22 protein-coding genes are annotated in these 25,741 nt (G+C 53.1%); 11 read left to right on the forward strand and 11 right to left on the reverse strand.

The window, feature by feature from the left end; all coding sequences use genetic code 11:
- The 9 genes from fixA to folA all read left to right on the forward strand — a co-directional run.
- The coding region (gene fixA / locus FDW94_RS24095; protein WP_249358412.1) for a putative electron transfer flavoprotein FixA at positions 1–439 on the forward strand (439 nt) is incomplete at its 5' end.
- 15 nt (positions 440–454) lie between these two features.
- Positions 455–1,396 carry an electron transfer flavoprotein subunit alpha/FixB family protein gene (locus tag FDW94_RS10685; protein ID WP_137377561.1) on the forward strand — a complete coding sequence of 314 codons (942 nt, stop codon included), beginning with the start codon at positions 455–457 and terminating at the stop codon, positions 1,394–1,396.
- A gap of 48 nt (positions 1,397–1,444) precedes the next feature.
- On the forward strand, positions 1,445–2,731 hold the full coding sequence (locus FDW94_RS10690) for an FAD-dependent oxidoreductase (RefSeq protein WP_003018887.1): 1,287 nt from the start codon (positions 1,445–1,447) through the stop codon (positions 2,729–2,731).
- Positions 2,728–3,015: a ferredoxin-like protein FixX gene (gene fixX, locus FDW94_RS10695; protein ID WP_000203736.1), complete on the forward strand. Its 288-nt coding sequence runs from the start codon at positions 2,728–2,730 to the stop codon at positions 3,013–3,015. Before FDW94_RS10690 ends, fixX begins: the two co-directional genes overlap by 4 nt.
- Before the next feature lie 147 nt (positions 3,016–3,162).
- The gene (locus tag FDW94_RS10700) at positions 3,163–4,506 is read left to right on the forward strand and encodes an MFS transporter (protein WP_020996234.1); all 1,344 of its coding nucleotides are present in this window, start codon (positions 3,163–3,165) and stop codon (positions 4,504–4,506) included.
- Positions 4,507–4,597: 91 nt separating this feature from the next.
- Positions 4,598–4,831: a YgdI/YgdR family lipoprotein gene (locus FDW94_RS10705; protein ID WP_003018880.1), complete on the forward strand. Its 234-nt coding sequence runs from the start codon at positions 4,598–4,600 to the stop codon at positions 4,829–4,831.
- Between the two features lie 103 nt (positions 4,832–4,934).
- Complete coding sequence (gene kefF / locus FDW94_RS10710; RefSeq protein ID WP_003829618.1) at positions 4,935–5,465, forward strand: glutathione-regulated potassium-efflux system oxidoreductase KefF; 531 nt, start codon at positions 4,935–4,937, stop codon at positions 5,463–5,465.
- Positions 5,458–7,320 (forward strand): glutathione-regulated potassium-efflux system protein KefC, encoded by a 1,863-nt coding sequence (gene kefC / locus FDW94_RS10715; RefSeq protein ID WP_137377562.1) that lies wholly within the window; start codon positions 5,458–5,460, stop codon positions 7,318–7,320. Before kefF ends, kefC begins: the two co-directional genes overlap by 8 nt.
- A 198-nt stretch (positions 7,321–7,518) precedes the next feature.
- A complete protein-coding gene (gene folA, locus FDW94_RS10720) occupies positions 7,519–7,998 on the forward strand; it encodes a type 3 dihydrofolate reductase (protein WP_003018873.1) in 480 nt (159 codons plus the stop codon).
- 90 nt (positions 7,999–8,088) lie between these two features.
- Here folA and apaH read toward each other — a convergent pair whose 3' ends face one another.
- The 6 genes from apaH to lptD all read right to left on the reverse strand — a co-directional run bounded on the left by apaH (position 8,089) and on the right by lptD (position 15,038).
- On the reverse strand, positions 8,089–8,937 hold the full coding sequence (apaH, locus tag FDW94_RS10725) for a bis(5'-nucleosyl)-tetraphosphatase (symmetrical) ApaH (protein WP_003829612.1): 849 nt from the start codon (positions 8,935–8,937) through the stop codon (positions 8,089–8,091).
- Between the two features lie 10 nt (positions 8,938–8,947).
- Complete coding sequence (gene apaG, locus FDW94_RS10730) at positions 8,948–9,325, reverse strand: Co2+/Mg2+ efflux protein ApaG (protein ID WP_003018867.1); 378 nt, start codon at positions 9,323–9,325, stop codon at positions 8,948–8,950.
- A 2-nt stretch (positions 9,326–9,327) separates the two neighbouring features.
- Positions 9,328–10,149, reverse strand: a complete 822-nt coding sequence (gene rsmA, locus FDW94_RS10735; RefSeq protein ID WP_003829609.1) for a 16S rRNA (adenine(1518)-N(6)/adenine(1519)-N(6))-dimethyltransferase RsmA — start codon at positions 10,147–10,149, stop codon at positions 9,328–9,330.
- Positions 10,142–11,134 carry a 4-hydroxythreonine-4-phosphate dehydrogenase PdxA gene (pdxA, locus tag FDW94_RS10740; RefSeq protein ID WP_008786171.1) on the reverse strand — a complete coding sequence of 331 codons (993 nt, stop codon included), beginning with the start codon at positions 11,132–11,134 and terminating at the stop codon, positions 10,142–10,144. Before pdxA ends, rsmA begins: the two co-directional genes overlap by 8 nt.
- Positions 11,134–12,420 (reverse strand): peptidylprolyl isomerase SurA, encoded by a 1,287-nt coding sequence (surA, locus tag FDW94_RS10745; RefSeq protein WP_032942346.1) that lies wholly within the window; start codon positions 12,418–12,420, stop codon positions 11,134–11,136. Before surA ends, pdxA begins: the two co-directional genes overlap by 1 nt.
- Positions 12,421–12,677: 257 nt before the next feature.
- Complete coding sequence (gene lptD / locus FDW94_RS10750) at positions 12,678–15,038, reverse strand: LPS assembly protein LptD (RefSeq protein WP_137377563.1); 2,361 nt, start codon at positions 15,036–15,038, stop codon at positions 12,678–12,680.
- Positions 15,039–15,417: 379 nt separating this feature from the next.
- Here lptD and djlA point away from each other — a divergent pair, with 379 nt between their 5' ends.
- Positions 15,418–16,233: a co-chaperone DjlA gene (gene djlA, locus FDW94_RS10755; RefSeq protein ID WP_111466129.1), complete on the forward strand. Its 816-nt coding sequence runs from the start codon at positions 15,418–15,420 to the stop codon at positions 16,231–16,233.
- Positions 16,234–16,328: 95 nt separating this feature from the next.
- On the opposite strand, the gene rluA is transcribed toward djlA, so the two are convergent.
- The 3 genes from rluA to polB form a co-directional block, all read right to left on the reverse strand.
- On the reverse strand, positions 16,329–16,988 hold the full coding sequence (rluA, locus tag FDW94_RS10760; protein ID WP_003018849.1) for a bifunctional tRNA pseudouridine(32) synthase/23S rRNA pseudouridine(746) synthase RluA: 660 nt from the start codon (positions 16,986–16,988) through the stop codon (positions 16,329–16,331).
- An 11-nt stretch (positions 16,989–16,999) separates the two neighbouring features.
- Positions 17,000–19,906 carry an RNA polymerase-associated protein RapA gene (rapA, locus tag FDW94_RS10765; RefSeq protein ID WP_048236149.1) on the reverse strand — a complete coding sequence of 969 codons (2,907 nt, stop codon included), beginning with the start codon at positions 19,904–19,906 and terminating at the stop codon, positions 17,000–17,002.
- 177 nt (positions 19,907–20,083) lie between these two features.
- A complete protein-coding gene (gene polB / locus FDW94_RS10770; protein WP_137377564.1) occupies positions 20,084–22,435 on the reverse strand; it encodes a DNA polymerase II in 2,352 nt (783 codons plus the stop codon).
- A 572-nt stretch (positions 22,436–23,007) separates the two neighbouring features.
- Between polB and FDW94_RS10775 the strand changes: the two genes are divergently transcribed.
- Positions 23,008–23,394, forward strand: coding sequence for a DUF4751 family protein (locus tag FDW94_RS10775; RefSeq protein WP_137377565.1), 387 nt, complete (start codon positions 23,008–23,010; stop codon positions 23,392–23,394).
- 40 nt (positions 23,395–23,434) lie between these two features.
- Here FDW94_RS10775 and araD read toward each other — a convergent pair whose 3' ends face one another.
- Positions 23,435–24,130, reverse strand: a complete 696-nt coding sequence (gene araD / locus FDW94_RS10780; RefSeq protein ID WP_048227105.1) for an L-ribulose-5-phosphate 4-epimerase — start codon at positions 24,128–24,130, stop codon at positions 23,435–23,437.
- Between the two features lie 105 nt (positions 24,131–24,235).
- A complete protein-coding gene (araA, locus tag FDW94_RS10785; RefSeq protein WP_137377566.1) occupies positions 24,236–25,738 on the reverse strand; it encodes an L-arabinose isomerase in 1,503 nt (500 codons plus the stop codon).
- Positions 25,739–25,741: the final 3 nt, after the last annotated feature.

Genomic DNA, 25,741 nt, shown 5'->3' on the forward strand with positions numbered 1-25,741 from the left:
AGGTTTTGATCTGCTTATTTGCGGCGACGGTTCTTCCGATCTTTATGCACAGCAGGTTGGTCTGCTGGTGGGCGAAATGCTGAACGTGCCGGCGATTAACGGCGTGAGTAAAATCCTCTCTCTTACCGACAGCACGCTGACGGTAGAGCGTGAACTGGAAGATGAAGTTGAAACCCTGAGTATCCCGCTTCCGGCGGTGATCGCGGTCTCTACCGACATCAACACCCCTCAAATCCCTTCCATGAAAGCCATTCTTGGTGCAGCGAAAAAACCGGTCCAGGTCTGGTCGTCTGCGGACATTGGGCTGAACGGCGCGCAAGCGTATTCCGAACAACAGGTTGCCGCACCGAAGCAGCGCGAGCGTCAGCGCGTTGTGATTGAAGGTGACGGTGAAGAACAGATTGCCGCGTTTGTCGAGAATCTTCGCAAAATCATTTAATTATCAGGGGATGTTATGAACAAATTTTCCAGTGTCTGGGTATTCAGCGATACCCCTTCTCGTCTGCCGGAACTGATGAATGGTGCGCAGGCTTTAGGTGAAAACGTTAACACGTTTGTGCTCAGCGATGAGGACTGCGCGGCGGCATGCCATTTAGGCGCAGATCATGTCTGGCTGCTCAGCGGCAAACCAGAAGACCGTATGGTTGAAGACTACGCCGATGCGATGGCCGAAACCATTCGTCAGCACAGCGAGGGCGGCGCGGTGCTGCTGCCGAATACGCGTCGGGGCAAGCTGTTAGCGGCAAAGCTGGGCTTTCGCTTGTCGGCTGCGGTCTCAAACGACGCCAGCGCAGTCGCGGTGCAGGACGGAAAAGCGGCGGTCAAACATATGGTCTACGGCGGCCTGGCGATGGGAGCAGAAACAATCGCTTCACCGTTTGCCGTGATCACTCTCAGCAGCGGAACGTTTGACGCGCAGCAACCGGATACCGCTCACAGCGGCGAGGTGCACACCGTCCAGTGGCAGGCTCCGACTATCGCCGTGACCCGTACGGCAACGCAGGCGCGTCAGAGCAACAGCGTTGATCTCGACAAAGCCCGTCTGGTGGTCAGCGTGGGACGTGGTATTGGTAGCAAAGAAAATATCTCGCTGGCCGAAGCGCTGTGCCAGGCGATTGGCGCTGAGCTGGCCTGTTCCCGTCCAGTGGCGGAAAACGAGAAGTGGATGGAGCACGAACGCTACGTCGGCATTTCCAACCTGATGCTCAAGCCAGAACTGTACCTGGCCGTGGGGATCTCCGGGCAGATCCAACATATGGTCGGCGCCAACGGCGCGCAGACGATTTTCGCCATCAACAAAGATAAAAATGCGCCGATCTTCCAGTACGCAGATTTTGGCATCGTTGGCGATGCGCTGAAGATCCTGCCTGCGCTGACGGCTGCTCTGGCGCGTTAAACCATTCGGGCAGGGTGCGAAAGTATCCTGCCACTGACAGGAGTACGTATGTCCGAAGATATCTTTGATGCCATCATCGTGGGTGCAGGTCTGGCCGGTTCGGTTGCGGCGCTGGTGCTGGCTCGGGAAGGTGCACAGGTGCTGGTCATCGAGCGCGGTAATTCTGCTGGCGCGAAGAATGTCACCGGTGGGCGCATGTATGCGCATAGCCTGGAACGCATCATTCCCGGCTTTGCTGAGCAGGCCCCCATTGAACGCATAATCACCCACGAAAAACTCGCCTTTATGACCGACAAAGGGGCGATGACCATCGACTATTGCAATGGTGAAGAGGCCGCATCGTCGCAGGTTTCTTATTCCGTCTTACGCAGCAAATTTGACGCCTGGCTGATGGAGCAGGCCGAGGAGGCGGGAGCCCAGCTTATCACCGGTATTCGGGTGGATAACGTTGTGCAACGCGAAGGCAAAGTCGTGGGCGTGGAAGCCGACGGCGATATTCTGGAAGCCAAAGTGGTGATCCTCGCTGACGGGGTGAATTCTCTGTTGGCAGAAAAACTGGGCATGGCAAAGCGCGTTGAGGCATCGCATGTTGCCGTTGGCGTAAAAGAGCTGATCGAATTGCCAAAATCGGTGATTGAAGATCGTTTCCAGTTACAGGGGAACGAAGGTGCAGCTTGCCTGTTTGCCGGTTCTCCAACCGATGGGTTGATGGGCGGGGGCTTCCTCTATACTAATGAAACGACCCTTTCTCTGGGGCTGGTCTGCGGTCTTCATCATCTGAAAGATGCTAAAAAATCGGTCCCACAAATGCTGGAAGATTTCAAACAGCATCCGGCGGTTGCCCCACTGATCGCCGGTGGCAAGCTGGTGGAATATGCCGCGCACGTCGTACCGGAGGCCGGTATGAATATGCAGCCTGAACTGGTGGGTGACGGTGTGCTGATTGCCGGTGATGCTGCCGGAATGTGTATGAACCTCGGCTTTACCATCCGTGGTATGGATCTCGCCATATCTGCAGGCGAAGCGGCGGCGAAAACGGTGCTTTCCGCGATGAAGCGCGACGACTTCAGCAAACAGTCGCTGGGCGAATACCGTCAGCATCTCGATGATGGTCCAATGCGCGATATGCGCATGTATCAGAAGCTTCCCGCTTTCCTTGATAACCCACGCATGTTTACCGCCTATCCCGAAATGGCGGTCAGCATCGCGCGCGACTTGTTCACCGTGGATGGCTCTGCTCCGGTGCCAATGCGCAAAAAAATCCTGCGTCATGCGAAGAAAGTGGGCTTCATCAACCTGATGAAAGATGGCCTGAAAGGAGTGACCGTATTATGACATCTCCCGTCAATGTGGACGTCAAACTGGGCGTCAATAAGTTCAATGTGGATGAAGACAGCCCGCACATCATTCTCAAAACCGATCCTGATAAACAGGCGCTGGAAGTACTGATTAAAGCTTGTCCAGCCGGACTGTATAAAAAGCAGGACGACGGCAGCGTCCGTTTTGATTACGCCGGATGCCTGGAGTGCGGAACGTGCCGCATTCTCGGACTTGATACAGCGTTGGAAAAATGGGAATACCCGCGCGGGACATTTGGCGTGGAGTTTCGCTACGGCTAATAAGTATGAGGTTGTGCACCCGTAGGTCGGATAAGACGTGGTAGCGTCGCCATCCGGCAATCATGTGGCGCCAATGCCGGATGGCGGCGTAAACGCCTTATCCGGCCTACAGATGACGCTTTGCCCGTGTTGAAACAGGAAGTCGCTATGCAGCAGCCCAGGAACTTTGATGACATCAAATTTACCTCTATTCACCGCCGGATAATGCTGTGGGGAAGCGGTGGGCCATTTCTGGATGGTTATGTGCTGGTGATGATTGGCGTGGCGCTGGAACAGCTCACGCCAGCGTTGAAACTGGACGCACAGTGGATTGGTCTGCTGGGGGCGGGCACGCTCGCCGGTCTGTTTGTGGGGACGTCGCTGTTTGGCTACATTTCCGATAAGGTCGGGCGGCGCAAAATGTTTATCATCGATATTATTGCCATTGGCGTGATATCGGCGGCAACCATGTTTGTTTCCTCGCCCATTGAGCTGTTGGTAATGCGTGTGCTGATCGGTATTGTGATTGGTGCCGATTATCCGATTGCTACCTCGATGATTACCGAGTTCTCCAATACCCGCCAGCGCGCTTTCTCCATCGGTTTTATCGCCGCGATGTGGTATGTCGGCGCCACCTGTGCCGATCTGGTCGGTTACTGGCTGTATGATGTTGAAGGAGGATGGCGCTGGATGCTGGGCAGCGCGGTGATCCCTTGTATTTTGATCCTGATTGGGCGCTTCGATCTTCCTGAATCGCCGCGCTGGCTGCTGCGTAAAGGTCGGGTGAAAGAGTGTGAAGCGATGATGATCAAACTGTTCGGCGAACCGGTGGTGTTCGACGAAGAGGCGCCGCAGGAGACGCGCTTCCTGCAGCTGTTTAACCGCCGTCATTTCCCGTTTGTCCTGTTTGTCGCCGCTATCTGGACCTGTCAGGTGATCCCGATGTTCGCCATTTATACCTTTGGTCCGCAGATTGTTGGACTGTTGGGGCTTGGTGCCGGGAAAAGCGCGGCGTTGGGCAATGTGGTGATAAGCCTGTGCTTTATGCTGGGGTGCATTCCACCCATGTTCTGGCTTAATAGCGCGGGCCGTCGGCCATTGTTAATTGGCAGCTTTATTATGATGACGCTGGCGCTGGCCGTGCTCGGGTTAATTCCTGATATGGGAGCGTGGCTGGTGGTGCTGGCGTTTGCCGTGTACGCCTTTTTCTCGGGGGGACCGGGAAATCTTCAGTGGCTGTACCCAAATGAACTGTTCCCTACCGACATTCGCGCGTCTGCCGTCGGGGTGATTATGTCCTTAAGCCGCATCGGCACCATTGTTTCAACCTGGGCGCTGCCGGTGTTCATTACCAAATACGGGATCAGCAATGTCATGCTGATGGGCGCAGGAATTTCGCTGATTGGCCTGCTGGTGTCCATCGCTTTCGCCCCGGAAACGCGAGGTCTGACGCTGGCGCAAACCAGTCAAATGACGATTCGCAGTAAGCCCGTGACCAGGGCGAGTTATTAGGAGTGTTCTGTATTTTCCCTGCAACTCAGTCAGTTAGCCTACAGTTAACTGGGTATATCACTGAAAACAACTGAAAAGCAGGGAGAACACCATGCAAAAACATATCCTGATCACCTCAATTTTTACCGCAGCAGCACTGTTTACCGTGGCCGGTTGTTCCTCAAACCAGGCGGTTAAAACCACCGATGGCAAAACAATCGTCACTGACGGCAAACCGCAAGTCGATGATGATACTGGCCTGGTGTCGTATAAAAATGCGCAAACGGGTAAGACGGAACAGATTAACCGCGATCAGGTTAAAGATATGAGTGAACTGGATAACTAGTTCAGTTTTCTCCATTCAGCCACTCAATAATATTGACTGTTAGCCTGTGGATTAAGTGACTAAACTCACTGTTATTACAATAATGCAGTGAAACAGGCTAATCATGATCCTCATCATTTATGCGCACCCCTATCCGCAGCATTCGCATGCGAATAAGCGGATGCTTGAACAGGCAAGGACGCTGGAGGGCGTGGAGATCCGCTCGCTCTACCAGCTCTACCCCGACTTCAATATTGATATTGCCGCTGAACAGGATGCGCTGGCACGCGCTGATTTGATCATCTGGCAGCATCCGATGCAGTGGTACAGCACACCTCCATTACTCAAGCTGTGGATGGATAAAGTCCTTTCGCACGGCTGGGCGTATGGCCATGGCGGTACTGCGCTGCACGGTAAACATCTGCTGTGGGCGGTGACGACCGGCGGCGGTGAAAACCACTTCGATATTGGCTCCCATCCCGGATTTGATGTGCTTTCTCAACCCTTACAGGCGACGGCACTTTATTGTGGCCTCAAATGGCTACCGCCGTTTGCGATGCACTGTACGTTTATCTGTGATGATGAAACCCTGCAAGCGCAGGCGCGTCACTACAAACAGCGTCTGATGGAATGGCAGGAGGCACACCATGGATAGCCATACGCTGATACAGGCGCTGATTTATCTCGGATCGGCGGCACTGATTGTCCCCATCGCCGTACGGCTGGGACTCGGGTCGGTACTGGGGTATCTCATCGCCGGGTGCATTATCGGCCCATGGGGCCTGAGGCTGGTGACGGACGCCGAATCCATCCTGCATTTTGCGGAGATCGGTGTGGTGCTGATGCTGTTTGTCATTGGTCTGGAGCTGGATCCGCAACGTTTGTGGAAACTGCGAGCCTCGGTGTTCGGCGGCGGCGCATTGCAAATGGTGGTCTGCGGAGGCCTGATTGGTGCGTTCTGTATGTTCCTCGGCCTGCGCTGGCAGGTAGCGGAGCTGATCGGCATGACGCTGGCGCTTTCCTCTACGGCCATCGCTATGCAGGCAATGAATGAACGCAACCTGATGGTTTCGCAAATGGGCCGCAGCGCGTTTGCCGTGCTGCTGTTCCAGGACATCGCTGCTATTCCACTGGTGGCGATGATCCCATTATTGGCAGCGAGTGGCGCATCAACAACGCTTGGGGCGTTTGCATTGTCTGCCCTTAAGGTAGCGGGCGCACTGGTGCTGGTGGTGCTGTTAGGTCGTTATGTCACACGTCCTGCCTTGCGTTTTGTCGCCCGTTCGGGCCTGCGGGAAGTGTTCAGTGCCGTTGCGCTGTTCCTCGTGTTTGGCTTCGGTCTGCTGTTGGAAGAGGTTGGATTGTCGATGGCGATGGGGGCATTCCTGGCCGGGGTGCTGCTGGCAAGCTCTGAGTATCGTCACGCGTTGGAAAGCGACATTGAACCATTTAAAGGACTGCTGCTGGGGCTGTTTTTCATCGGTGTAGGGATGTCTATCGACTTTGGTACGCTGATTGATAATCCCTTGCGCATTATCATTCTACTGGTCGGTTTCCTGGTTATCAAAACCGTCATGCTGTGGTTGATAGCGAAACCGTTGCAGGTGCCGAACAAGCAGCGTCGCTGGTTTGCCGTATTATTAGGGCAGGGCAGTGAGTTTGCCTTTGTGGTGTTTGGCGCGGCGCAAATGGCAAATGTGCTCGATCCTGACTGGGCGAAATCGCTGACGCTGGCGGTGGCATTGTCGATGGCGGCTACACCGATTTTGCTGGTGATTTTGACGCGTCTGGAAAAATCGGCGACTGAAGAAGAGCGCGAAGCCGATGAAATCGATGAGGAGCAACCGCGGGTGATCATCGCCGGGTTTGGGCGATTTGGCCAGATAACCGGTCGTTTGCTGTTGTCGAGCGGGGTCAAAATGGTGGTTCTTGATCATGACCCGGACCATATCGAAACGCTGCGTAAATTCGGGATGAAGGTTTTCTATGGCGACGCGACCCGGATGGATCTGCTGGAGTCTGCCGGGGCGGCGAAAGCTGAAGTTATTATTAATGCCATTGACGATCCGCAAACCAGCCTGCAATTAACCGAAATGGTGAAAGAGCATTTCCCGCATCTGCAAATTATTGCTCGTGCGCGCGACGTGGATCATTACATCCGCCTGCGCCAGGCGGGCGTGGATATGCCGGAACGTGAAACCTTTGAAGGTGCACTGAAGACCGGACGTCTGGCGCTGGAAGGTCTCGGGCTAGGGCGCTATGAGGCACGTGAACGGGCTGACGTATTCCGCCGATTCAATACCATGATGGTAGAGGAGATGGTGAAAGGGGAAAATGACGCGACTTCCCGCGCGGCCGTTTATAAACGCACCAGCGCAATGCTGAGTGAAATTATTGCGGAAGATCGTCAGCACTTATCGTTAATTCAGCGCCATGGCTGGCAAGGCACGGATGAAGGTAAGCATACGGGCGACGTCGCCGATGAGCCGGAAGTGAAACCGTCAGCATAGGGTAAAAAATGTGATGTTCTGCAAACTTTACTGCTAATTGGCTGTTTTTGAACTACTGTAATGCTGGCGTACCACCTTAAATAGGTCGGTTCGCCAGCAGAACGGAAAATTTTCCTGTTCATCCTCTTTCCGCCAGTCGACGAAAGATTGCGCTTTCCGTATAGTGGCGACAATTTTTTTGTATCCGGGAAATATTCAATGATCAGTCTGATTGCGGCGTTAGCGGTAGATCGCGTCATCGGTATGGAGAACGCCATGCCGTGGAACCTCCCTGCCGATCTCGCCTGGTTTAAACGTAATACCTTAAACAAGCCGGTTGTCATGGGACGCCACACCTGGGAATCCATCGGGCGACCGTTACCTGGGCGTAAAAATATCGTCATCAGCAGTAAGCCTGGCACCGACGATCGCGTGCAGTGGGTGAAGTCTGTGGATGAAGCAATTGCGGCCTGCGGCGATGAACCTGAAATTATGGTAATTGGCGGTGGGCGTGTGTATGAGCAGTTCCTGCCAAAAGCACAGAAACTGTATCTGACGCACATTGATGCGGAAGTGGAAGGGGATACGCATTTCCCGGACTACGAACCGGATGACTGGGAATCGGTGTTCAGTGAATTCCACGATGCCGACGCGCAAAACTCTCACAGCTACTGCTTCGAGATTCTGGAACGTCGTTAATACTGTAAGTGCCGGATGGCGGCGAAACGCCTTATCATCCAGCTAATGTAGGCCGGATAAGGTGCGAGCACCGCATCCGGCAAACGACTATCAGGCGTTGACCGCTTCGCCAGGATCCAGATTCAGATGGCGATTTGACGGCTGCACGAAGTACTGTTTGTCTTCCCAGCGCAGACAGGTGAGATCGCCTCCCCAGCAACACCCCGTATCCAGCGCGTAAATGCCTTCTGGCGTGCCTTTACCCTCCAGCGATGCCCAGTGCCCGAATGCAATGCTGTACGCTTCACTGACAGGTCCTGGAATGGCAAACCACGGCTTCAGCGGGGCAGGTGCGTCTTCTGGTGACTCTTTGCTGTACATATCCAATTGACCGTTAGGGAAGCAGTAACGCATGCGGGTAAAGGCGTTGGTAATAAAACGCAGGCGCGCCAGCCCGGTCAGTTCCGGGGTCCAGTTATTGGGCATGTCGCCGTACATCGCATCAAGGAAGAAGGGATACGAGTCGCTCGACAACACGGCTTCAACATCGCGAGCACAGTCTTTTGCCGTCTGCAGGTCCCACTGTGGGGTGATACCGGCATGCGCCATCACCAGCTTCTTCTCTTCGTCTACCTGCAACAGCGGTTGACGGCGGAGCCAGTTAAGTAATTCGTCGGCATCCGGTGCTTCGAGCAGCGATGTGACCCTGTCTTTAGGTTTATTACGACTGATACCAGCAAATACGGCCAGCAGGTGTAAATCGTGATTACCCAATACTAACCGCACGCTGTCGCCCAGTGATTTCACGTAGCGCAAAACGTCCAGCGAGCCCGGTCCACGAGCGACCAGATCGCCGGTGAGCCATAGGGTATCTTTTTCGGAATTAAAGTCTACCTGATGCAGCAAGGCTACCAGTTCATCGTAACAACCGTGAACGTCGCCAATAAGGTATGTCGCCATAGTTATTGTTTTAATGAATGAGTGTTGGAACGGCGAGTCGGAATACGGGAATATCGATGGTAAAGGCGATGCCTTGTTCATCGATCATTTCGTAATGACCCTGCATGGTGCCCAGCGGTGTTTCAATCACCGCACCGCTGGTGTACTGGTACTCTTCGCCGGGTTCGATGTGGGGCTGGACGCCAACCACGCCTTCACCCTGAACTTCGGTTTCGCGGCCATGACCATTAGTGATCAACCAATAACGCCCCAACAGCTGCACAGGCGCTCGCCCCAAATTGCGGATAGTTACGGTGTAAGCAAAAACGTAACGTTCATCATCAGGTGAGGATTGCGCCTCAATGTAGACGCTTTGTACCTGAATGCACACTCGGGGCGAATTGATCATGTTTAACTCTCCTTCGATGGCGCGTTTTCTGACAGATAGTTAGCCATCCGGCAGTATTGCGCGACAGAGATATTTTCCGCTCGCATCGCCGGATCAATGCCCAGCTCTGTCAGTACTTCAACGCTAAACAGGTTGCCGAGACTGTTACGTACCGTTTTACGGCGCTGATTAAACGCTTCGGTGGTAATACGGCTCAGCACACGAACATCTTTAACCGGGTACGGCATCGTCGTATGAGGCACCAGACGCACAACGGCTGAATCAACTTTAGGCGCTGGCGTAAATGCGGAAGGCGGTACTTCAAGTACCGGGATCACATTGCAGTAATACTGCGCCATGACGCTTAATCGACCATACGCTTTACTGTTTGGCCCTGCAACCAGACGATTCACCACCTCTTTTTGCAACATGAAATGCATGTCGGCAATGGCATCAGTATAGGAAAAAAGATGGAACATGAGCGGCGTGGAGATGTTGTACGGCAGGTTGCCGAATACGCGCAGCGGCTGCCCCATCGTTTGTGCCAGTTCGCCGAAGTTCATGGTCATAGCATCTTGCTGATAAATCGTCAGCTTAGGCCCTAAAAACGGGTGTGTCTGTAGGCGTGCTGCCAGATCGCGGTCAAGTTCAATGACCGTGAGCTTGTCCAGGCGTTCGCCTACTGGTTCGGTCAATGCCGCCAGGCCAGGGCCGATTTCGACCATAGCCTGACCTTTCTGCGGGTTGATAGCAGAGACAATACTTTCGATCACAAACTGATCGTTGAGGAAGTTCTGCCCGAAACGTTTACGGGCTAAATGGCCCTGATGGACTCGATTATTCATTGGTATTAACAATCATTTTGATGGCGAGATTAAGCGCCGTAATAAAACTGCCGACATCTGCTTGCCCACGGCCCGCGAGTTCAAGTGCGGTGCCGTGATCGACGGATGTGCGAATAAAGGGCAGGCCCAGCGTGATATTCACACCGCGACCAAATCCCTGGTATTTTAGCACGGGGAGACCCTGATCGTGGTACATTGCCAGCACGGCATCCGCGTGGTCGAGATATTTGGGCTGAAACAGCGTATCTGCGGGCAGCGGACCGTTTAATTTCATTCCCTGCGCACGCAGTTCATCGAGTACCGGAATGATGGTATCTATCTCTTCCGTTCCCATATGACCGCCTTCACCAGCATGCGGGTTAAGACCGCACACCAGAATATGCGGATCGGCAATGCCGAACTTGGTGCGTAAATCATGATGCAAAATGCCGATCACTTCCTGAAGCAGGGCGGGCGTAATGGCGTCGGCAACGGCTCTGAGCGGCAAATGCGTGGTTGCCAGGGCAACGCGCAGCTCTTCGGTCGCCAGCATCATAACAACTTTCTTTGCCTGTGAGCGCTCTTCAAAAAACTCGGTATGTCCGGTAAACGGGACGCCAGCGTCATTGATAACGCCCTTGTGAACCGGGCCGGTGATCAGCGCCGCAAACTCACCTTGCAGACAGCCATCGCAGGCGCGAGCCAGCGTATCCACCACATATTGCCCGTTTTCTACCGCCAACTGACCCGCGACAACAGGTGCCCGCAGCGCAATCGGTAACAGCGTCAATGTGCCTGCTGATTGCGGTTTGGCTGGGGTATCTGGAGAGTAGGGGAGGAGTGAAAGCGGTAAACCGAGCATCGCTGCCCGGTCATTGAGGAGTGCTGCATCCGCACAGACAACAAGTTCTACAGGCCAATCGCGCTGGGCGAGCTGAACCACCAGGTCCGGGCCAATCCCGGCGGGTTCGCCGGGAGTGATAACAACGCGTTGAGCACGAGTCATTAGTTGCTCAGAACTTTAACGTAAGCGCTGGCGCGCTGTTCCTGCATCCAGGTTGCTGCTTCTTCCGAGAATTTACGGTTCATCAGCATACGGTAAGCTCTGTCTTTCTGCGCTGCGTCAGTTTTATCAACGTTACGCGTATCCAGCAGTTCGATCAGATGCCAACCGAAAGAGGAGTGCACCGGGGCGCTCATCTGGCCTTTGTTAAGTTTGGTTAGCGCATCGCGGAAAGCAGGGTCGAAAATATCCGCTGCAGCCCAGCCCAGATCGCCGCCCTGGTTGGCAGAGCCTGGATCCTGAGAAAACTCTTTAGCGGCTGCCGCGAAGGTAGTTTTACCGCTCTTAATATCTGCCGCGATTTGTTCCAGCTTCAGACGTGCCTGCTGATCGGTCATGATCGGCGACGGCTTAAGCAGAATGTGGCGAGCATGAACTTCAGTCACGGAGATGCTCTGGCTTTGGCCACGCATATCGTTGACTTTCAGGATGTGGAAGCCGACACCGGAACGAATTGGGCCAATGATATCGCCTTTTTTCGCAGTGCTTAACGCCTGGGCAAAGATACCCGGCAGCTCCTGAATACGTCCCCACCCCATCTGACCGCCTTTCAGCGCCTGCTGGTCAGCGGAATAAGTAATAGCCAGTTTGCCGAAATCACTACCGTTACGCGCTTCATCAACAACAGAGCGCGCCTGGCTTTCAGCCGCGTTAACCTGGTCAGACGTTGGGTTTTCCGGTAATGGGATCAGAATGTGGCTCAGGTTCAGCTCGGTGCTGGCATCGTTTTGGTTGCCCACCTGTTGCGCCAGGGCATCTACTTCCTGAGGCAGGATGGTGATGCGACGGCGAACTTCGTTGTTACGCACTTCGGAGATGGTCATCTCTTTGCGGATCTGGCTACGATAGGTTGAATAGCTTAAGCCATCCTGTGCCAGGCGGCTGCGCATCTGATCCAGCGTCATGTTGTTCTGTTTGGCGATGTTGGCAATAGCCTGATCCAACTGCTCGTCAGAGATTTTCACCCCCATCTTCTGACCCATTTGCAGGAGGATTTGATCCATGATCAAACGTTCCAGGATCTGATGACGCAGCGTAGCGTCATCCGGTAATTGCTGACCTGCCTGACCTGCATTCAGTTTTACTGACTGCATTAAGCCATCGACGTCGCTTTCCAGAACGACGCCGTTATTGACGACGGCTGCAACTTTATCGACTACCTGTGGGGCAGCGAAACTGGTATTCGCGATCATGGCGATACCGAGAAGCAGCGTTTTCCAGTTCTTCATACTTTTTCCATTATTAATTAACCGCAATGCGGATTACGTTGTATACCCTTCGTCTTTCAAGCCGCATTTTTGTTGGCTGCTGAGTTACTCGTCTCATCCATGAGACTCGCCCTTATGGGCCGTCGCTGTGCGACGTTCAAATCTGTTCCTGACAGATTTGTCACTCACCCCAGTCACTTACTTATGTAAGCTCTTGGGGATTCTCTCAGTTGCCGCCTCAATGCAGCTCGAAATCCATTGGGTATCAATAAATCAGATCATAAAGAGCTTTGATACGGCAAAATGTTCGAACGCAGCATTTGGTTGGTGCCGAGACCGTAGTTGGAGCTCAGACCGCGCAGTTCGATATTAAAGCCGATCGTGTTGTCATAAATCGCGTGTTGCTGTTTGTCATCCCAACCGTTCAGCTTACGCTCGTAGCCGAAGCGAATGGCGTAACAGCAGGAGTTGTACTGTAAGCCCAGCATTGAATCTGCTTCTTTGTTCACGTTGGTATCGAAGTAGTAAGCGCCAACAATCGACCAACGCTCAGCAATTGGGAAGCTTGCCACCGCGCCCACCTGCGAAATCCCGTTTTTATACTGATCTGCCGTAGAGTAGTAAGACGGTAGAGTCGCCTGGATATATTCCGGGCTAGCGTAACGGTAATTCAACTGCAACATCCGGTTTTCATCGCGACGGTATTCGATACTGCTGCTGCTGTTGGCGATACTATCCAGACGCGTGTCGTACTGGATCCCACTGCGTAAACCCCAGCGATCGGAGATACGCCAGTAGGTGTCGCCCGCCCATACCAGCGAACCCGTTTTGTCGTCATTCTCCCATTTAATGTTGTCATCGCCGGTGCGAGACTCGGTGAAATAGTAGATTTGACCCACAGAAATATTAAAACGTTCAACGGCAGCGTCATCATAAACGCGAGATGTGACCCCGGTCGTCACCTGGTTGGCAGAAGCAATACGGTCCAGACCGCCATAAGTACGGTCACGGAACAGGCCGCTGTAGTCAGATTGCAGCAAGGATGAGTCATAGTTATAGATATGACTTTGGTCGCGATACGGTACGTACAGGTACTGCGCGCGCGGCTCCAGCGTCTGGGTATAGCCCGGTGCCAGCATTTGCATGTCGCGCTCGAATACCATTTTGCCGTCAACTTTAAACTGCGGCATGACGCGGTTGGCTGACTCGTCGAGCTTGTTAACGTTACTCGGGTTGTTGTTGTACCAATCCAGATTGGTCTGCTGATAGTGTGTCGCTAGCAGCTTCGCTTCGGTATTGATACTGCCCCAGTTATTCGACAACGGCAGATTGATCGTCGGTTCCAGGTGAACACGCGTTGCTTCCGGCATGTTGTCATTGGTATTGACGAAATGGACCGCCTGGCCATAAATACGGGTATCAAACGGACCGACGTCGTTTTGGTAGTAGTTGACGTCTAACTGCGGCTGGGCAGAGTAACTGTTACTGTTTTGTGCGTCGAAGACCTGGAACTGCTTGGTCGATACCGTAGCGTCAAAGTTTTGTACCGCGTAGCCGACGCTGAATTTCTGCGTGGCGTAGCCGTCGGTACTGGAACCGTATTTATTATCGAAATCGTTAAAGTAGCTGGTGTCGCTGACCTTGGTGTAGTCGACGTTGAAACGCCACACCTGGTCCAGTACACCGGCGTGCTGCCAGTAGAACAGCCAGCGGCGTGAATTGTCATCCTTCGGATGTTCGTCCTCGTACACTTTATCGGAATTCAGATAGTCGAACTCCATCAAGCCCGCACCCGCCTGGGTGAGGTAGCGGAATTCGTTCTCCCACATGATCCCGCCACGACGGTGCATATAATGTGGCGTGATGGTGGCGTCCATATTGGGCGCAATGTTCCAGTAATACGGGAGGTAGAACTCAAAATAGTTATTGGTGGAATATTTTGCGTTCGGGATCAGGAAACCGGAACGGCGTTTATCGCCGACGGGTAACTGTAAATAAGGACTATAAAAGACCGGAACCGGACCCAGTTTAAAACGGGCGTTCCAGATCTCCGCGACCTGTTCTTCACGGTCGTGGATAACTTCGCTACCGACGACGCTCCAGGTATCGGAACCTGGCAGACAGGAGGTAAAGCTACCGTTTTCCAGAATGGTATAACGGTTTTCCCCACGCTGTTTCATCAGGTCGGCTTTCCCGCGCCCCTGACGGCCCACCATCTGGTAATCACCTTCCCAGATGTTGGTATCTTTGGTATTCAGATTAGACCAGCCCTTTGGTCCCTTCAGAATAACCTGATTGTCGTCATAATGGACATTGCCCAACGCATCGACGGTACGTACTGGCTCCGGCTGGCCTTCAGCCTGCTTCTGATGAAGCTGTACTTCGTCGGCCTGCAGGCGGCTGTTACCCTGTGCGATATCCACGTTGCCGGTAAACACCGCGTCATCGGGATAATTCCCTTTTGCGTTGTCGGCATTGATGGTGACGGGTAACTCATTAGTCTCGCCCTGTACCAGAGGACGGTCATAGCTCGGCACGCCCAGCATACACTGTGAGGCGAGATCGGCTGCCAGGCCCTGATGGCTATAGAGGGCGCTGGCAATCATGGTGGCCAGAAGAGTGGGAATACGTTTTTTCATACGTTGTATTTATTGTTCCATCATCAGTAGCGTCGCGCGTGACAAACGGTCACAGCCTAACTTATCTCATCTTCACTTCGCTAGTATTAATCCTGCCCATTTTATACCCGCCACCTTTCAAGCTGCATCTTCGTTGTCTTCCTCGTTCACCCCAGTCACTTACATGGGTAAGCTCCAGGGGACTCACTACGTTGCCGCCTTGCTGCAACTCGAAATCCAACGGGTATAGCGTTTGTGGTGTTAGGCACGGCATTGAATGACAGGTATGATAATGCAAATTATAGGCGATGTCCCACAATTGACCGCAGCCGTAAATCGGTAAAAGCACCTTATATTGTGGGACATAGCCTGGCTGAGAGCGGAAAGATTTGGGGAGTCTATGCAGTATTGGGGAAAGATAATTGGTGTAGCCGTGGCCTTAATGATGGGCGGCGGCTTCTGGGGTGTGGTTCTGGGGCTGTTAGTTGGCCACATGTTCGACAAAGCCCGCATGCGCAAAATGGCGTGGTTTGCCAACCAACGTGAACGCCAGGCGCTGTTTTTTGCCACCACTTTTGAGGTGATGGGACATCTGACCAAATCCAAAGGTCGCGTCACGGAAGCCGATATACATATCGCCAGCCAGTTGATGGATCGGATGAATTTGCACGGTGACTCGCGAACGGCTGCACAACATGCCTTCCGGGTAGGAAAATCGGATAATTACCCATTACGTGAAAAGATGCGTCAGTTTCGCAGCGTCTGTTTTGGTCGATTCGATCTGATCCGCATGTTTCTGGAGATTCAGATCCAGGCGGCATTTGCCGATGGGTCGTTGCATCCTAACGAACGTGAAGTGCTGTATGTGATTGCTGAAGAGTTGGGGATCTCACGCACCCAATTTGATCAGTTCCTGCGCATGATGCAGGGCGGCGCACAGTTTGGCGGCGGATATCAGCAGCAGTCTGGCGGCAGTGGCTGGCAGCAGGCGCAACGCGGCCCGACGCTGGAAGACGCCTGTAATGTGCTGGGTGTGAAAACGACCGACGATGCGACCACCATCAAGCGGGCTTACCGTAAGCTGATGAGCGAGCACCATCCGGACAAACTGGTTGCGAAAGGTCTACCGCCAGAGATGATGGAAATGGCGAAGCAAAAAGCGCAGGAAATCCAAAAAGCTTACGAGCTGATTAAGGATCAAAAAGGATTCAAGTGATTGAATTGCCGGATGCGGCTAGCGCCTTATCCGGCCTACGTTAATGAATGTAGGCCGGGCAAGCGAAGCGCCCCCGGCATAAATTGGCTCAGAATTTAAAAATCCGCCGGGACTTTAAACGTCATACTGTTGCCGTATTCGGGATGCGTGATGGTTAACATCTCTGCATGCAGCAACAGGCGCGGCGCTAACGCCAGAGCTTCCGGCGGAGCATAGAAGCGGTCGCCCAGGATAGGATGCCCTAAAGCCAGCATATGCACACGCAGCTGGTGGGAGCGTCCGGTAATGGGCTTGAGCACTACCCGGGCGGTGTTATCCGCCGCGAACTCCACGACTTCATACTCGGTCTGCGCCGATTTCCCGGTCTCATAACATACTTTTTGCTTTGGCCTGTTTGGCCAGTCGCAAATCAGCGGTAAATCAACCAGACCCTCGGCCGGAGCAGGATGCCCCCAGACGCGTGCGACATACTGTTTTTTCGGTTCGCGCTCGCGAAACTGGCGTTTTAGCTCGCGCTCTGCCGCTTTGGTTAGCGCGACTACAATCACGCCGCTGGTTGCCATATCCAGACGATGCACGGATTCAGCCTGCGGATAATCGCGCTGAATACGTGTCATCACGCTGTCTTTGTGCTCATCCAGACGACCTGGCACAGACAACAAGCCGCTCGGCTTGTTGACCACCATAATGTGTTCATCCTGATACAGGATGACCAGCCAGGGTTCCTGCGGCGGATTGTAGTTTTCCATCCCCATGTATGGCTCCGTTACTGATGCGTCACGACGATCAAGCGCAGGGCATCGAGACGCCAGCCCGCCTGATCCAGGCTTTCCATCACCTGCTGACGGTTGCTTTCAATTGCGCTAAGTTCGTCATCACGGATGTTCGGGTTAACGGCACGCAGCGCTTCGAGACGGGAAAGTTCTGCCGTCAGCTTCTCGTCAGCTTCTTTACGCGCTGCGTCGATCAGCGCGCGGGCTGATTTTTCCACCTGAGCTTCACCGAGTTGCAGAATGGCATGAACATCCTGCTGCACGGCGTTGACCAGTTTGCTGCCGGTGTGGCGGTTAACGGCGCTGAGCTGACGGTTAAAGGTTTCGAACTCAACCTGTGCAGCAAGGTTATTGCCGTTTTTATCCAGCAGCATGCGTACCGGCGTTGGTGGCAGGAAGCGGTTTAGCTGCAGTTGTTTCGGCGCTTGCGCTTCAACAACATAGACCAGCTCAACCAGCAGTGTGCCAACAGGTAATGCTTTGTTTTTCAACAACGAAATAGTGCTGCTTCCGGTGTCGCCGGAGAGGATCAGATCCAGACCATTGCGGATCAGCGGATGCTCCCAGGTAATGAACTGGGCATCTTCACGCGACAGGGCGACATCGCGCTCGAACGTAATGGTGCAGCCATCTTCCGGCAGCCCAGGGAAATCCGGCACCAGCATATGATCGGACGGCGTCAGTACGATCAAATTGTCGCCACGGTCATCCTGATTAATACCGACGATATCAAACAGGTTCATGGCGAAGGCGATCAGGCTGGTATCGTCGTCCTGTTCTTCAATACTCTCAGCCAACGCCAGTGCTTTTTCGCCGCCGTTAGAGTGGATCTCCAGCAGGCGATCGCGACCTTGCTCTAGCTGTGCTTTCAGCGCGTCATGCTGTTCGCGGCAGGTTTTGATCAGATCGTCAAAGCCCTCGGTATTTTCTGGTTCAGCCAGGTAGCCGATCAGATTGTTATAGACCGTGTCATAGATAGTACGGCCGGTCGGACAGGTGTGTTCGAACGCATCCAGACCTTCGTGGTACCAGCGCACCAGCACAGATTGCGCGGTTTTTTCCAGGTACGGAACGTGAATCTGAATATCATGCGCCTGACCAATACGGTCCAGACGGCCAATACGCTGTTCCAGCAGATCCGGGTTGAACGGCAGGTCAAACATCACCAGATTGCTGGCGAACTGGAAGTTACGCCCTTCGGAGCCGATTTCAGAGCACAGCATTACCTGGGCGCCGCTATCTTCTTCGCTAAACCATGCTGCGGCGCGGTCACGCTCAATGATCGACATCCCTTCATGGAATACGGCAGCGCGGATACCTTCGCGTTCGCGCAGAACCTGCTCCAGCTGAAGCGCGGTGGTGGCTTTTGCACAGATAACTAATACTTTTTGCGAGCGGTGGCTGGTCAGGTAGCCCATCAGCCATTCCACGCGCGGGTCAAAGTTCCACCAGGTGCCGGTGTCGCCTTCGAATTCCTGATAAATCTGTTCCGGGTAGAGCATGTCGCGCGCCCGGTCTTCTGCACTTTTACGCGCGCCCATAATGCCGGAGACTTTAATCGCCGTCTGGTATTGGGTCGGCAGCGGCAGCTTGATGGTATGCAGCTCGCGTTTCGGGAAGCCTTTTACACCGTTACGGGTGTTACGGAACAGCACACGGCTGGTGCCATGGCGGTCCATCAGCATCGAAACCAGCTCCTGACGCGCGCTCTGGGCGTCTTCGCTGTCGCTGTTTGCCGCCTGCAATAGCGGCTCAATGTCCTGCTCGCCAATCATGTCGCCTAACATGTTCAGCTCATTGTTACTCAGCTTGTTACCAGCCAGCAGCATGGCGACGGCGTCGGCGACCGGACGATAATTTTTTTGCTCTTCAACAAACTGGGCGAAATCATGGAAACGGCTCGGGTCCAGCAGGCGCAGGCGTGCAAAGTGACTTTCCATGCCCAGCTGCTCCGGTGTAGCGGTTAGCAGCAGGATGCCCGGCACACGTTCTGCCAGCTGTTCAATGGCCATATATTCGCGGCTGGGCGCGTCTTCGCTCCACACAAGGTGATGGGCTTCATCGACAATCAGCAGATCCCACTCGGCGTCACACAGGTGCTCCAGACGTTGTTTATTACGACGGGCAAAGTCCAGCGAGCAGATGACCAGTTGTTCGGTTTCAAACGGGTTGTAGGCGTCGTGCTGCGCTTCTGCATAACGCTCATCATCAAACAGTGCAAAACGCAGGTTGAAGCGGCGCAGCATTTCGACCAGCCACTGGTGCTGTAATGTCTCCGGGACGATGATTAGCACGCGCTCTGCGGCGCCGGACAGCAGTTGTTGATGCAGGATCATCCCGGCTTCAATGGTTTTACCTAAACCCACTTCATCTGCCAGTAAAACGCGAGGGGCATGACGACGGCCAACATCATGGGCAATGTTCAGCTGGTGAGGAATCAGGCTGGTACGTTGGCCACGCAAACCACTCCACGGCATACGGTATTGTTCGCTCTGAAATTTACGGGCGCGATAGCGCAGAGCAAAGCGATCCATGCGGTCAATCTGGCCGGCAAACAGGCGATCTTGCGGTTTGCTGAATACCAGTTTGCTGTCGAGCAGTACTTCACGCAGCATGACACCGGTTTCTTCGGTATCCAGGCGGGTTCCGATATAGGCAAGCAGGCCGTTTTCTTCTTTTACTTCATCGACATGCAGTTGCCAGCCTTCATGGCTTGTTATCGTATCGCCAGGATTGAACATCACGCGGGTCACGGGGGAATCACTGCGCGCATACAGACGGTTTTCGCCCGTCGATGAGAAAAGTAAAGTGACGGTTCGCGCATCCATGGCGACAACAGTACCAAGTCCCAATTCGCTTTCTGTATCGCTGATCCAGCGTTGACCAAGTGTAAAAGGCATATATGTTCGGCTCTATATCTTTAATTGCAGGCAATACTCGTCATTTTCCGGGCTAATCCCCGTTATTGAGAGCATACGACCCCGCTACCAGGCTAATAAATCAGTGGTAGTGGTGTTAAATGGGTCCAGGAATGGAAAGGGCGCTATGGTACTGGATGGCGGCGGTTTCGTCACGCGTCAAAATAACCCCAGTTGTCCTGTGAGTAGTGTAGCAAAATTATCGTCAATAAAGGGAAGAATTCCCTCAGCAACGGGTTGGATTTGGCGGGTCAGATAATGCTCGTAATCGAGCGCAGATAGCTGATAATCAACAGGTTCTGGGCCATTGACCGTCCAGACATATTTTATGGTTCCGCGATTCTGATACTGCGGTGGACGCCCCAGCTTTACATTCTGCTCATCGGCGAGTCGCGCGGCACGAACGTGTGGTGGAACATTTCGCTGGTATTCGCTTAACGGGCGGCGCAGGCGCTTGCGGTACACCAGTTGTTCATCCATTTCGCCGGCCATAAGACGGGCAATAGTCTCGCGAACAAACTCCTGATAAGGTTCGTTACGAAAAATTCGCAGGTATAGCTCCTGCTGAAATTGTTGGGCCAGCGGCGTCCAGTCGGTTCGTACCGTTTCCAGTCCCTTAAACACCATACGTTGCTCAGCACCGTCCTGAATCATCCCTGCATAGCGTTTTTTACTGCCGGTATCTGCACCGCGAATGGTCGGCATCAGAAAGCGACAAAAATGGGTTTCAAATTCCAGCTCCAGCGCGCTGGTCAGATTTTGTTGCTTCAGCGATTGCGCCCACCAGGTGTTGACATAGCTCACCAGTTCCCGACCAATTCGGGCTGCATCGTCTTCTGAGTGCGCCTTTTTCAGCCAGACAAAGGTGGAATCGGTATCGCCATAGATGACATCGTAACCCTGAGCCTCAATTAACGCTTTGGTCTGGCGCATGATCGCATGGCCGCGCATGGTAATGGACGAGGCCAGTCTCGGGTCGAAAAAGCGACAGGCGGTGGTGCCCAGCACGCCGTAAAATGCGTTCATGATGATTTTCAACGCCTGCGAGAGTGGCTTATTGCCGCGGCGTTTTGCTTCTTCGCGCCCGTGCCAGATCTGAGTAACGATTTCCGGCAGGCAGTGCTTTTCGCGTGAAAACCAGGCGTCAAGGAAACCTTCGGTGCTGTGTTCCGGATCCGGCTGCGCCATCCCTTCGATAAGCCCCACCGGATCGATTAAAAAAGTACGAATTATTGAGGGATACAGGCTTTTGTAATCCAGCACCAGTACGGAGTCGTACAATCCCGGGCGCGAGTCCATCACATAGCCGCCGGGACTGGCGTGCGCGGGGATTTCACCCAGATTCGGCGCCACATAACCCGCCCGGTGCATTCGTGGCAGGTAGAGGTGGCCGAAGGCGGCAACCGAACCACCGTGACGGTCGACCGGCAGACCGTTGACCGTCGAGCGCTCCAGCAGAAATGGCATGATCTCGGTTTTATGAAAAATACGCGTGACCAGCTCACAGTCTTTGAGATTGTAGGTGGCGAGCGCGGGTTTATCCTGGGCAAACCGACGGTCAATTTCGTCCATTCGGTCCCACGGGTTATCAATCGACTTGCCTTCACCCAGCAATTCTTGCGACACCGTTTCCAGCGAGAATGACGAGAAATTCCAGAACGCTGATTTTAGCGCCTCAATACCGTCGATAATCAGGCGCCCCTTAGCCTGAGCGAAGAATACGCCGTTCTTGAAGCCATGCTCGCGCCACTCAAGCTCGCTGCTATCACGACCAAAACGCAGGGGAATGCGGTAACGTTCGGCGTGCTTTTGCAGGACGCGTAAATCGAATTGCACGACGTTCCAGCCGATTATCACATCAGGATCGTGACGGGCAATCCAGTCATTGAGTTTTTCCAGCAACTGCGGGCGGCTTGCAACGTACTCAAGTTCAAAATCAAGCGTAGAGGCGTCGCCGTTTGCCGGGCCGAGCATATAGACAATACGCTGCCCGCAGCCTTCAAGACCGATGCAATAGAGTTCGCCGTGGCGCGTGGTTTCGATATCCAGCGATACCCATTTTAGCGGTGGTCGATAGTCAGGGTTCGGCTTCAGGCGGGCATTCACCAGCATGTCATTATGTCTGTCGCCTTCGACCCAAACAGGGGAGGTGATAAAGCGCTCCATCAGATACCGCTCAGGTGGGCGTACATCGCCCTCATAGACGGTGACTGCGTTTTCGCGCAGCAGTTTTTCCAACCGCATGAGCTGGCGATGTGAGCGGCAATACAGGCCGGAAACAGGATTGCGGTGGAAGTCTTGCAATTGCAGCGATTTCAGGCGATAGCCGTTTTCAGTGCGTAATAATGACATTACGCGAGGAACCTGACTGGTGGGAATAAACGCGACCGACTCCTGAGGCGCGAGCGTGACCTGCAGCGGCCCATCGTCTGTAGCCAGCCAGAATGAGACCTCAGTTCCCTGCGGGGTGTCCCGCCAGTGCCGGGTTAAAATAAAACCTGCTTGCGCCACGCTGCGTATCCGTCAAAAAACCAGGCATTATTATAGCCTGGTTCTGATAGATTAGCTGTGATTTTATACAGTTGTCATGCTCAGAAGAGGTTACTGCCCGAAATACGCTTTCCTGAGTAAAATAATTATTCCTACCTGACAATGTTATCTTCATATGCAATATATGAATAAAATAGCTTTGATAGGCTACAGATAGATATGTTATAGCTGGTATTTGTACATTAGTTTCCATTAATTACGTTGTTTATGTTTTAATTGTTAATTACAAGTTCGTTTTCATACTTTTTCTATTTTTTAGGAATAGTGCTCATTTGATTTTGCTACATATTTCTCGGATTAGTGAAAAAATTATATTTTTATTTGTTTTTATTAGCTGTTAGTGTAAAACTTTCATTCGAAATGTTTGGGTCATTATCTTAAATATAATATATTTAAATGGGGTTGTTATTGTTCTAACTAAGCAGTTTCAATTCAATTTCGTCGGGAAATTCTCTGTGAATATAATTTTATTTTGTCGATGGCTTGTGCATTTTTTGTCCTTTTAATATTAATTTTGAAAAAATGGAGTTTTTATGAACGTTCTTTCCAAACATCAGCTTGGCATTAAATATCAGAACTATATATTTGTTAACACAATGATTTCTAATCCAGCGATTAAAACTGTGAGCAAATATATTTTATATAAAACATGGGACGGTAAGTTGTGGAATGCTGAAATTATTGAAAATGGTAGCGCTTTTTTTCACTGGCAGGGTAATGACAAAAGTAAGGGACACAAAGATACAGTGATTAATTATCTGCTGAACGGGCAGAAGTGGCAGGCGACGATTACAGATTATATCTTTTTCCATTGTCTGGAAGGAAATAAGGCTCATGGACACTATGATAATGTAATTGATTATATCTGTTCAAATGATTGTGTATACCAAGGTTCATTCGCCGAATATTATAGCGAATAACTATAAAGGAGCGCGTAGATTATCTGCGCGCTTATTTCTTTTACTGCCCGTAATACGCTTTTGCACCGTGTTTGCGCAGGTAGTGTTTATCTAGCAGGGTTTGCTGCATATCCGGTAATTGCGGCGCGAGCTGGCGGCAGAAAATCCCCATATAGGCGACTTCTTCCAGCACGATGGCGTTATGCACCGCATCTTCGGCATTTTTTCCCCAGGCAAATGGACCGTGAGAGTGCACCAGCACGCCAGGCATCTGTGCGGCATCAATACCTTGTTTTTCAAAGGCTTCAACGATTACGTTACCGGTTTCCCATTCATATTCGCCATTGATTTCTTCGTCGGTCATTTTGCGTGTGCAGGGAATCGAACCGTAGAAATAGTCCGCATGGGTGGTCCCCGTTGCCGGAATCGACTGACCCGCCTGCGCCCAGATGGTTGCATGGCGCGAATGGGTGTGAACAATGCCGCCAATGGTCGGGAATGCCTGATACAGCAAACGATGTGTTGGGGTATCTGAGGAAGGTTTCTTCGTACCTTCTACAACTTCACCCGTGGCGATACTGACTACCACCATATCGTCGGCGGTCATTACGCTGTAATCGACTCCCGAAGGTTTAATCACAAACACGCCGCGCTCGCGATCGACGGCGCTAACGTTTCCCCAGGTCAGCGTCACCAGGTTGTGCTTTGGCAGCGCCAGATTCGCTTCCAGTACCTGACGTTTGAGATCTTCTAACATGATGCTCTCCGATGAATCTTGCCGGATGGCGCTACGCTTATCCGGCCTACAAATCGCATATTCTTGTAGGCCGGATAAGGTGTTTACGCCGTCATCCGGCAGTTGTTAACGTTTGAAGCCGTAATAGACTTCGTTCCAGCGCAGCGCGTCCTTAAAAGCCGGCAGGCGGGTATCGTTATCGATCACCGCGATCTCGATATCGTGCATTTCAGCGAACTGACGCATGTCGTTCAGATCCAGCGCGTGGCTGAACACGGTGTGGTGCGCGCCACCGGCCAGGATCCAGGCTTCAGAAGCGGTTGGCAGATCCGGTTGAGCTTTCCATAGCGCGTTAGCGACAGGCAGTTTTGGCAGGGTGTGCGGCGTTTGTACCGTGTCGATGCAGTTAACCAGCAGGCGATAGCGATCGCCGAGATCGATCAGGCTGGCAACCACTGCCGGGCCGGTTTTGGTGTTGAAGATCAGACGGGCAGGATCGTCTTTACCACCAATGCCGAGGTGCTGTACGTCGAGGATCGGTTTCTCTTCCACCGCGATGGACGGGCACACTTCCAGCATGTGCGAGCCGAGCACCAGATCGTTGCCTTTCTCGAAGTGGTAGGTGTAATCCTCCATAAATGAGGTGCCGCCCTGCAGACCGGTTGACATCACCTTCATGATGCGAAGCAGAGCGGCGGTTTTCCAGTCGCCTTCGCCCGCAAAGCCGTAGCCTTGCTGCATCAGACGCTGTACGGCCAGACCAGGGAGCTGTTTCAGGCCGTGTAAATCTTCAAATGTGGTGGTGAAGGCGTGGAATCCACCCTGTTCCAGGAAGCGCTTCATCCCCAGTTCAATACGGGCCGCTTCCAGGACATTCTGACGTTTTTCACCGTGGACTTGCGTCGCCGCCGTCATGGTATAGGTGCTTTCGTACTCATCGATTAGCGCGTTGATTTCGCCGTCGCTAATTGCGTTCACTACCTGCACCAGATCGCCCACGGCCCAGGTGTTTACCGAGAAGCCGAACTTGATCTGCGCAGCGACTTTATCGCCATCGGTGACCGCAACTTCACGCATGTTGTCGCCAAAACGGCAGACTTTCAGGTGGCGGGTATCTTGTTTGGACACGGCCTGGCGCATCCAGGAGCCAATGCGTTCGTGCGCTTGTTTATCCTGCCAGTGACCGGTGACCACGGAATGCTGCTGACGCATACGCGCGCCGATGAAGCCGAACTCACGACCGCCGTGCGCAGTCTGGTTCAGGTTCATAAAGTCCATATCAATGCTGTCCCACGGCAGGGCGGCATTGAACTGGGTGTGGAACTGCATCAGCGGCTTGTTGAGGATAGTCAGGCCGTTAATCCACATTTTGGCCGGGGAGAAGGTATGCAGCCAGACCACCATCCCTGCACAGCGATCGTCGTAGTTCGCGTCACGACAGATAGCGGTAATCTCATCAGGGGAAGTGCCCAGCGGTTTTAATACCAGCTTGCAGGGCAGTTTGGCTTCAGTATTCAGTGCGTTAACGACGTGCTCGGCATGTTGGGTTACCTGACGCAGGGTTTCAGGGCCATACAGATGCTGGCTACCAATCACAAACCACACTTCATAGTTATCAAAAATCGTCATTGT

Source organism: Citrobacter sp. wls757 (assembly GCF_005280935.1).
In the GTDB taxonomy this organism is placed as follows: Bacteria; Pseudomonadota; Gammaproteobacteria; order Enterobacterales; family Enterobacteriaceae; genus Citrobacter; species Citrobacter portucalensis.

Bases quoted from the DNA above. Each gene is read 5' to 3' on its own strand.
- FDW94_RS10685 (WP_137377561.1), top strand. From the start codon at position 455: ATGAACAAATTTTCCAGTGTCTGGGTATTCAGCGATACCCCTTCTCGT.
- FDW94_RS10690 (WP_003018887.1), top strand. From the start codon at position 1,445: ATGTCCGAAGATATCTTTGATGCCATCATCGTGGGTGCAGGTCTGGCC.
- fixX (WP_000203736.1), top strand. From the start codon at position 2,728: ATGACATCTCCCGTCAATGTGGACGTCAAACTGGGCGTCAATAAGTTC.
- FDW94_RS10700 (WP_020996234.1), top strand. From the start codon at position 3,163: ATGCAGCAGCCCAGGAACTTTGATGACATCAAATTTACCTCTATTCAC.
- FDW94_RS10705 (WP_003018880.1), top strand. From the start codon at position 4,598: ATGCAAAAACATATCCTGATCACCTCAATTTTTACCGCAGCAGCACTG.
- kefF (WP_003829618.1), top strand. From the start codon at position 4,935: ATGATCCTCATCATTTATGCGCACCCCTATCCGCAGCATTCGCATGCG.
- kefC (WP_137377562.1), top strand. From the start codon at position 5,458: ATGGATAGCCATACGCTGATACAGGCGCTGATTTATCTCGGATCGGCG.
- folA (WP_003018873.1), top strand. From the start codon at position 7,519: ATGATCAGTCTGATTGCGGCGTTAGCGGTAGATCGCGTCATCGGTATG.
- apaH (WP_003829612.1), bottom strand. From the start codon at position 8,937: ATGGCGACATACCTTATTGGCGACGTTCACGGTTGTTACGATGAACTG.
- apaG (WP_003018867.1), bottom strand. From the start codon at position 9,325: ATGATCAATTCGCCCCGAGTGTGCATTCAGGTACAAAGCGTCTACATT.
- rsmA (WP_003829609.1), bottom strand. From the start codon at position 10,149: ATGAATAATCGAGTCCATCAGGGCCATTTAGCCCGTAAACGTTTCGGG.
- pdxA (WP_008786171.1), bottom strand. From the start codon at position 11,134: ATGACTCGTGCTCAACGCGTTGTTATCACTCCCGGCGAACCCGCCGGG.
- surA (WP_032942346.1), bottom strand. From the start codon at position 12,420: ATGAAGAACTGGAAAACGCTGCTTCTCGGTATCGCCATGATCGCGAAT.
- lptD (WP_137377563.1), bottom strand. From the start codon at position 15,038: ATGAAAAAACGTATTCCCACTCTTCTGGCCACCATGATTGCCAGCGCC.
- djlA (WP_111466129.1), top strand. From the start codon at position 15,418: ATGCAGTATTGGGGAAAGATAATTGGTGTAGCCGTGGCCTTAATGATG.
- rluA (WP_003018849.1), bottom strand. From the start codon at position 16,988: ATGGGGATGGAAAACTACAATCCGCCGCAGGAACCCTGGCTGGTCATC.
- rapA (WP_048236149.1), bottom strand. From the start codon at position 19,906: ATGCCTTTTACACTTGGTCAACGCTGGATCAGCGATACAGAAAGCGAA.
- FDW94_RS10775 (WP_137377565.1), top strand. From the start codon at position 23,008: ATGAACGTTCTTTCCAAACATCAGCTTGGCATTAAATATCAGAACTAT.
- araD (WP_048227105.1), bottom strand. From the start codon at position 24,130: ATGTTAGAAGATCTCAAACGTCAGGTACTGGAAGCGAATCTGGCGCTG.
- araA (WP_137377566.1), bottom strand. From the start codon at position 25,738: ATGACGATTTTTGATAACTATGAAGTGTGGTTTGTGATTGGTAGCCAG.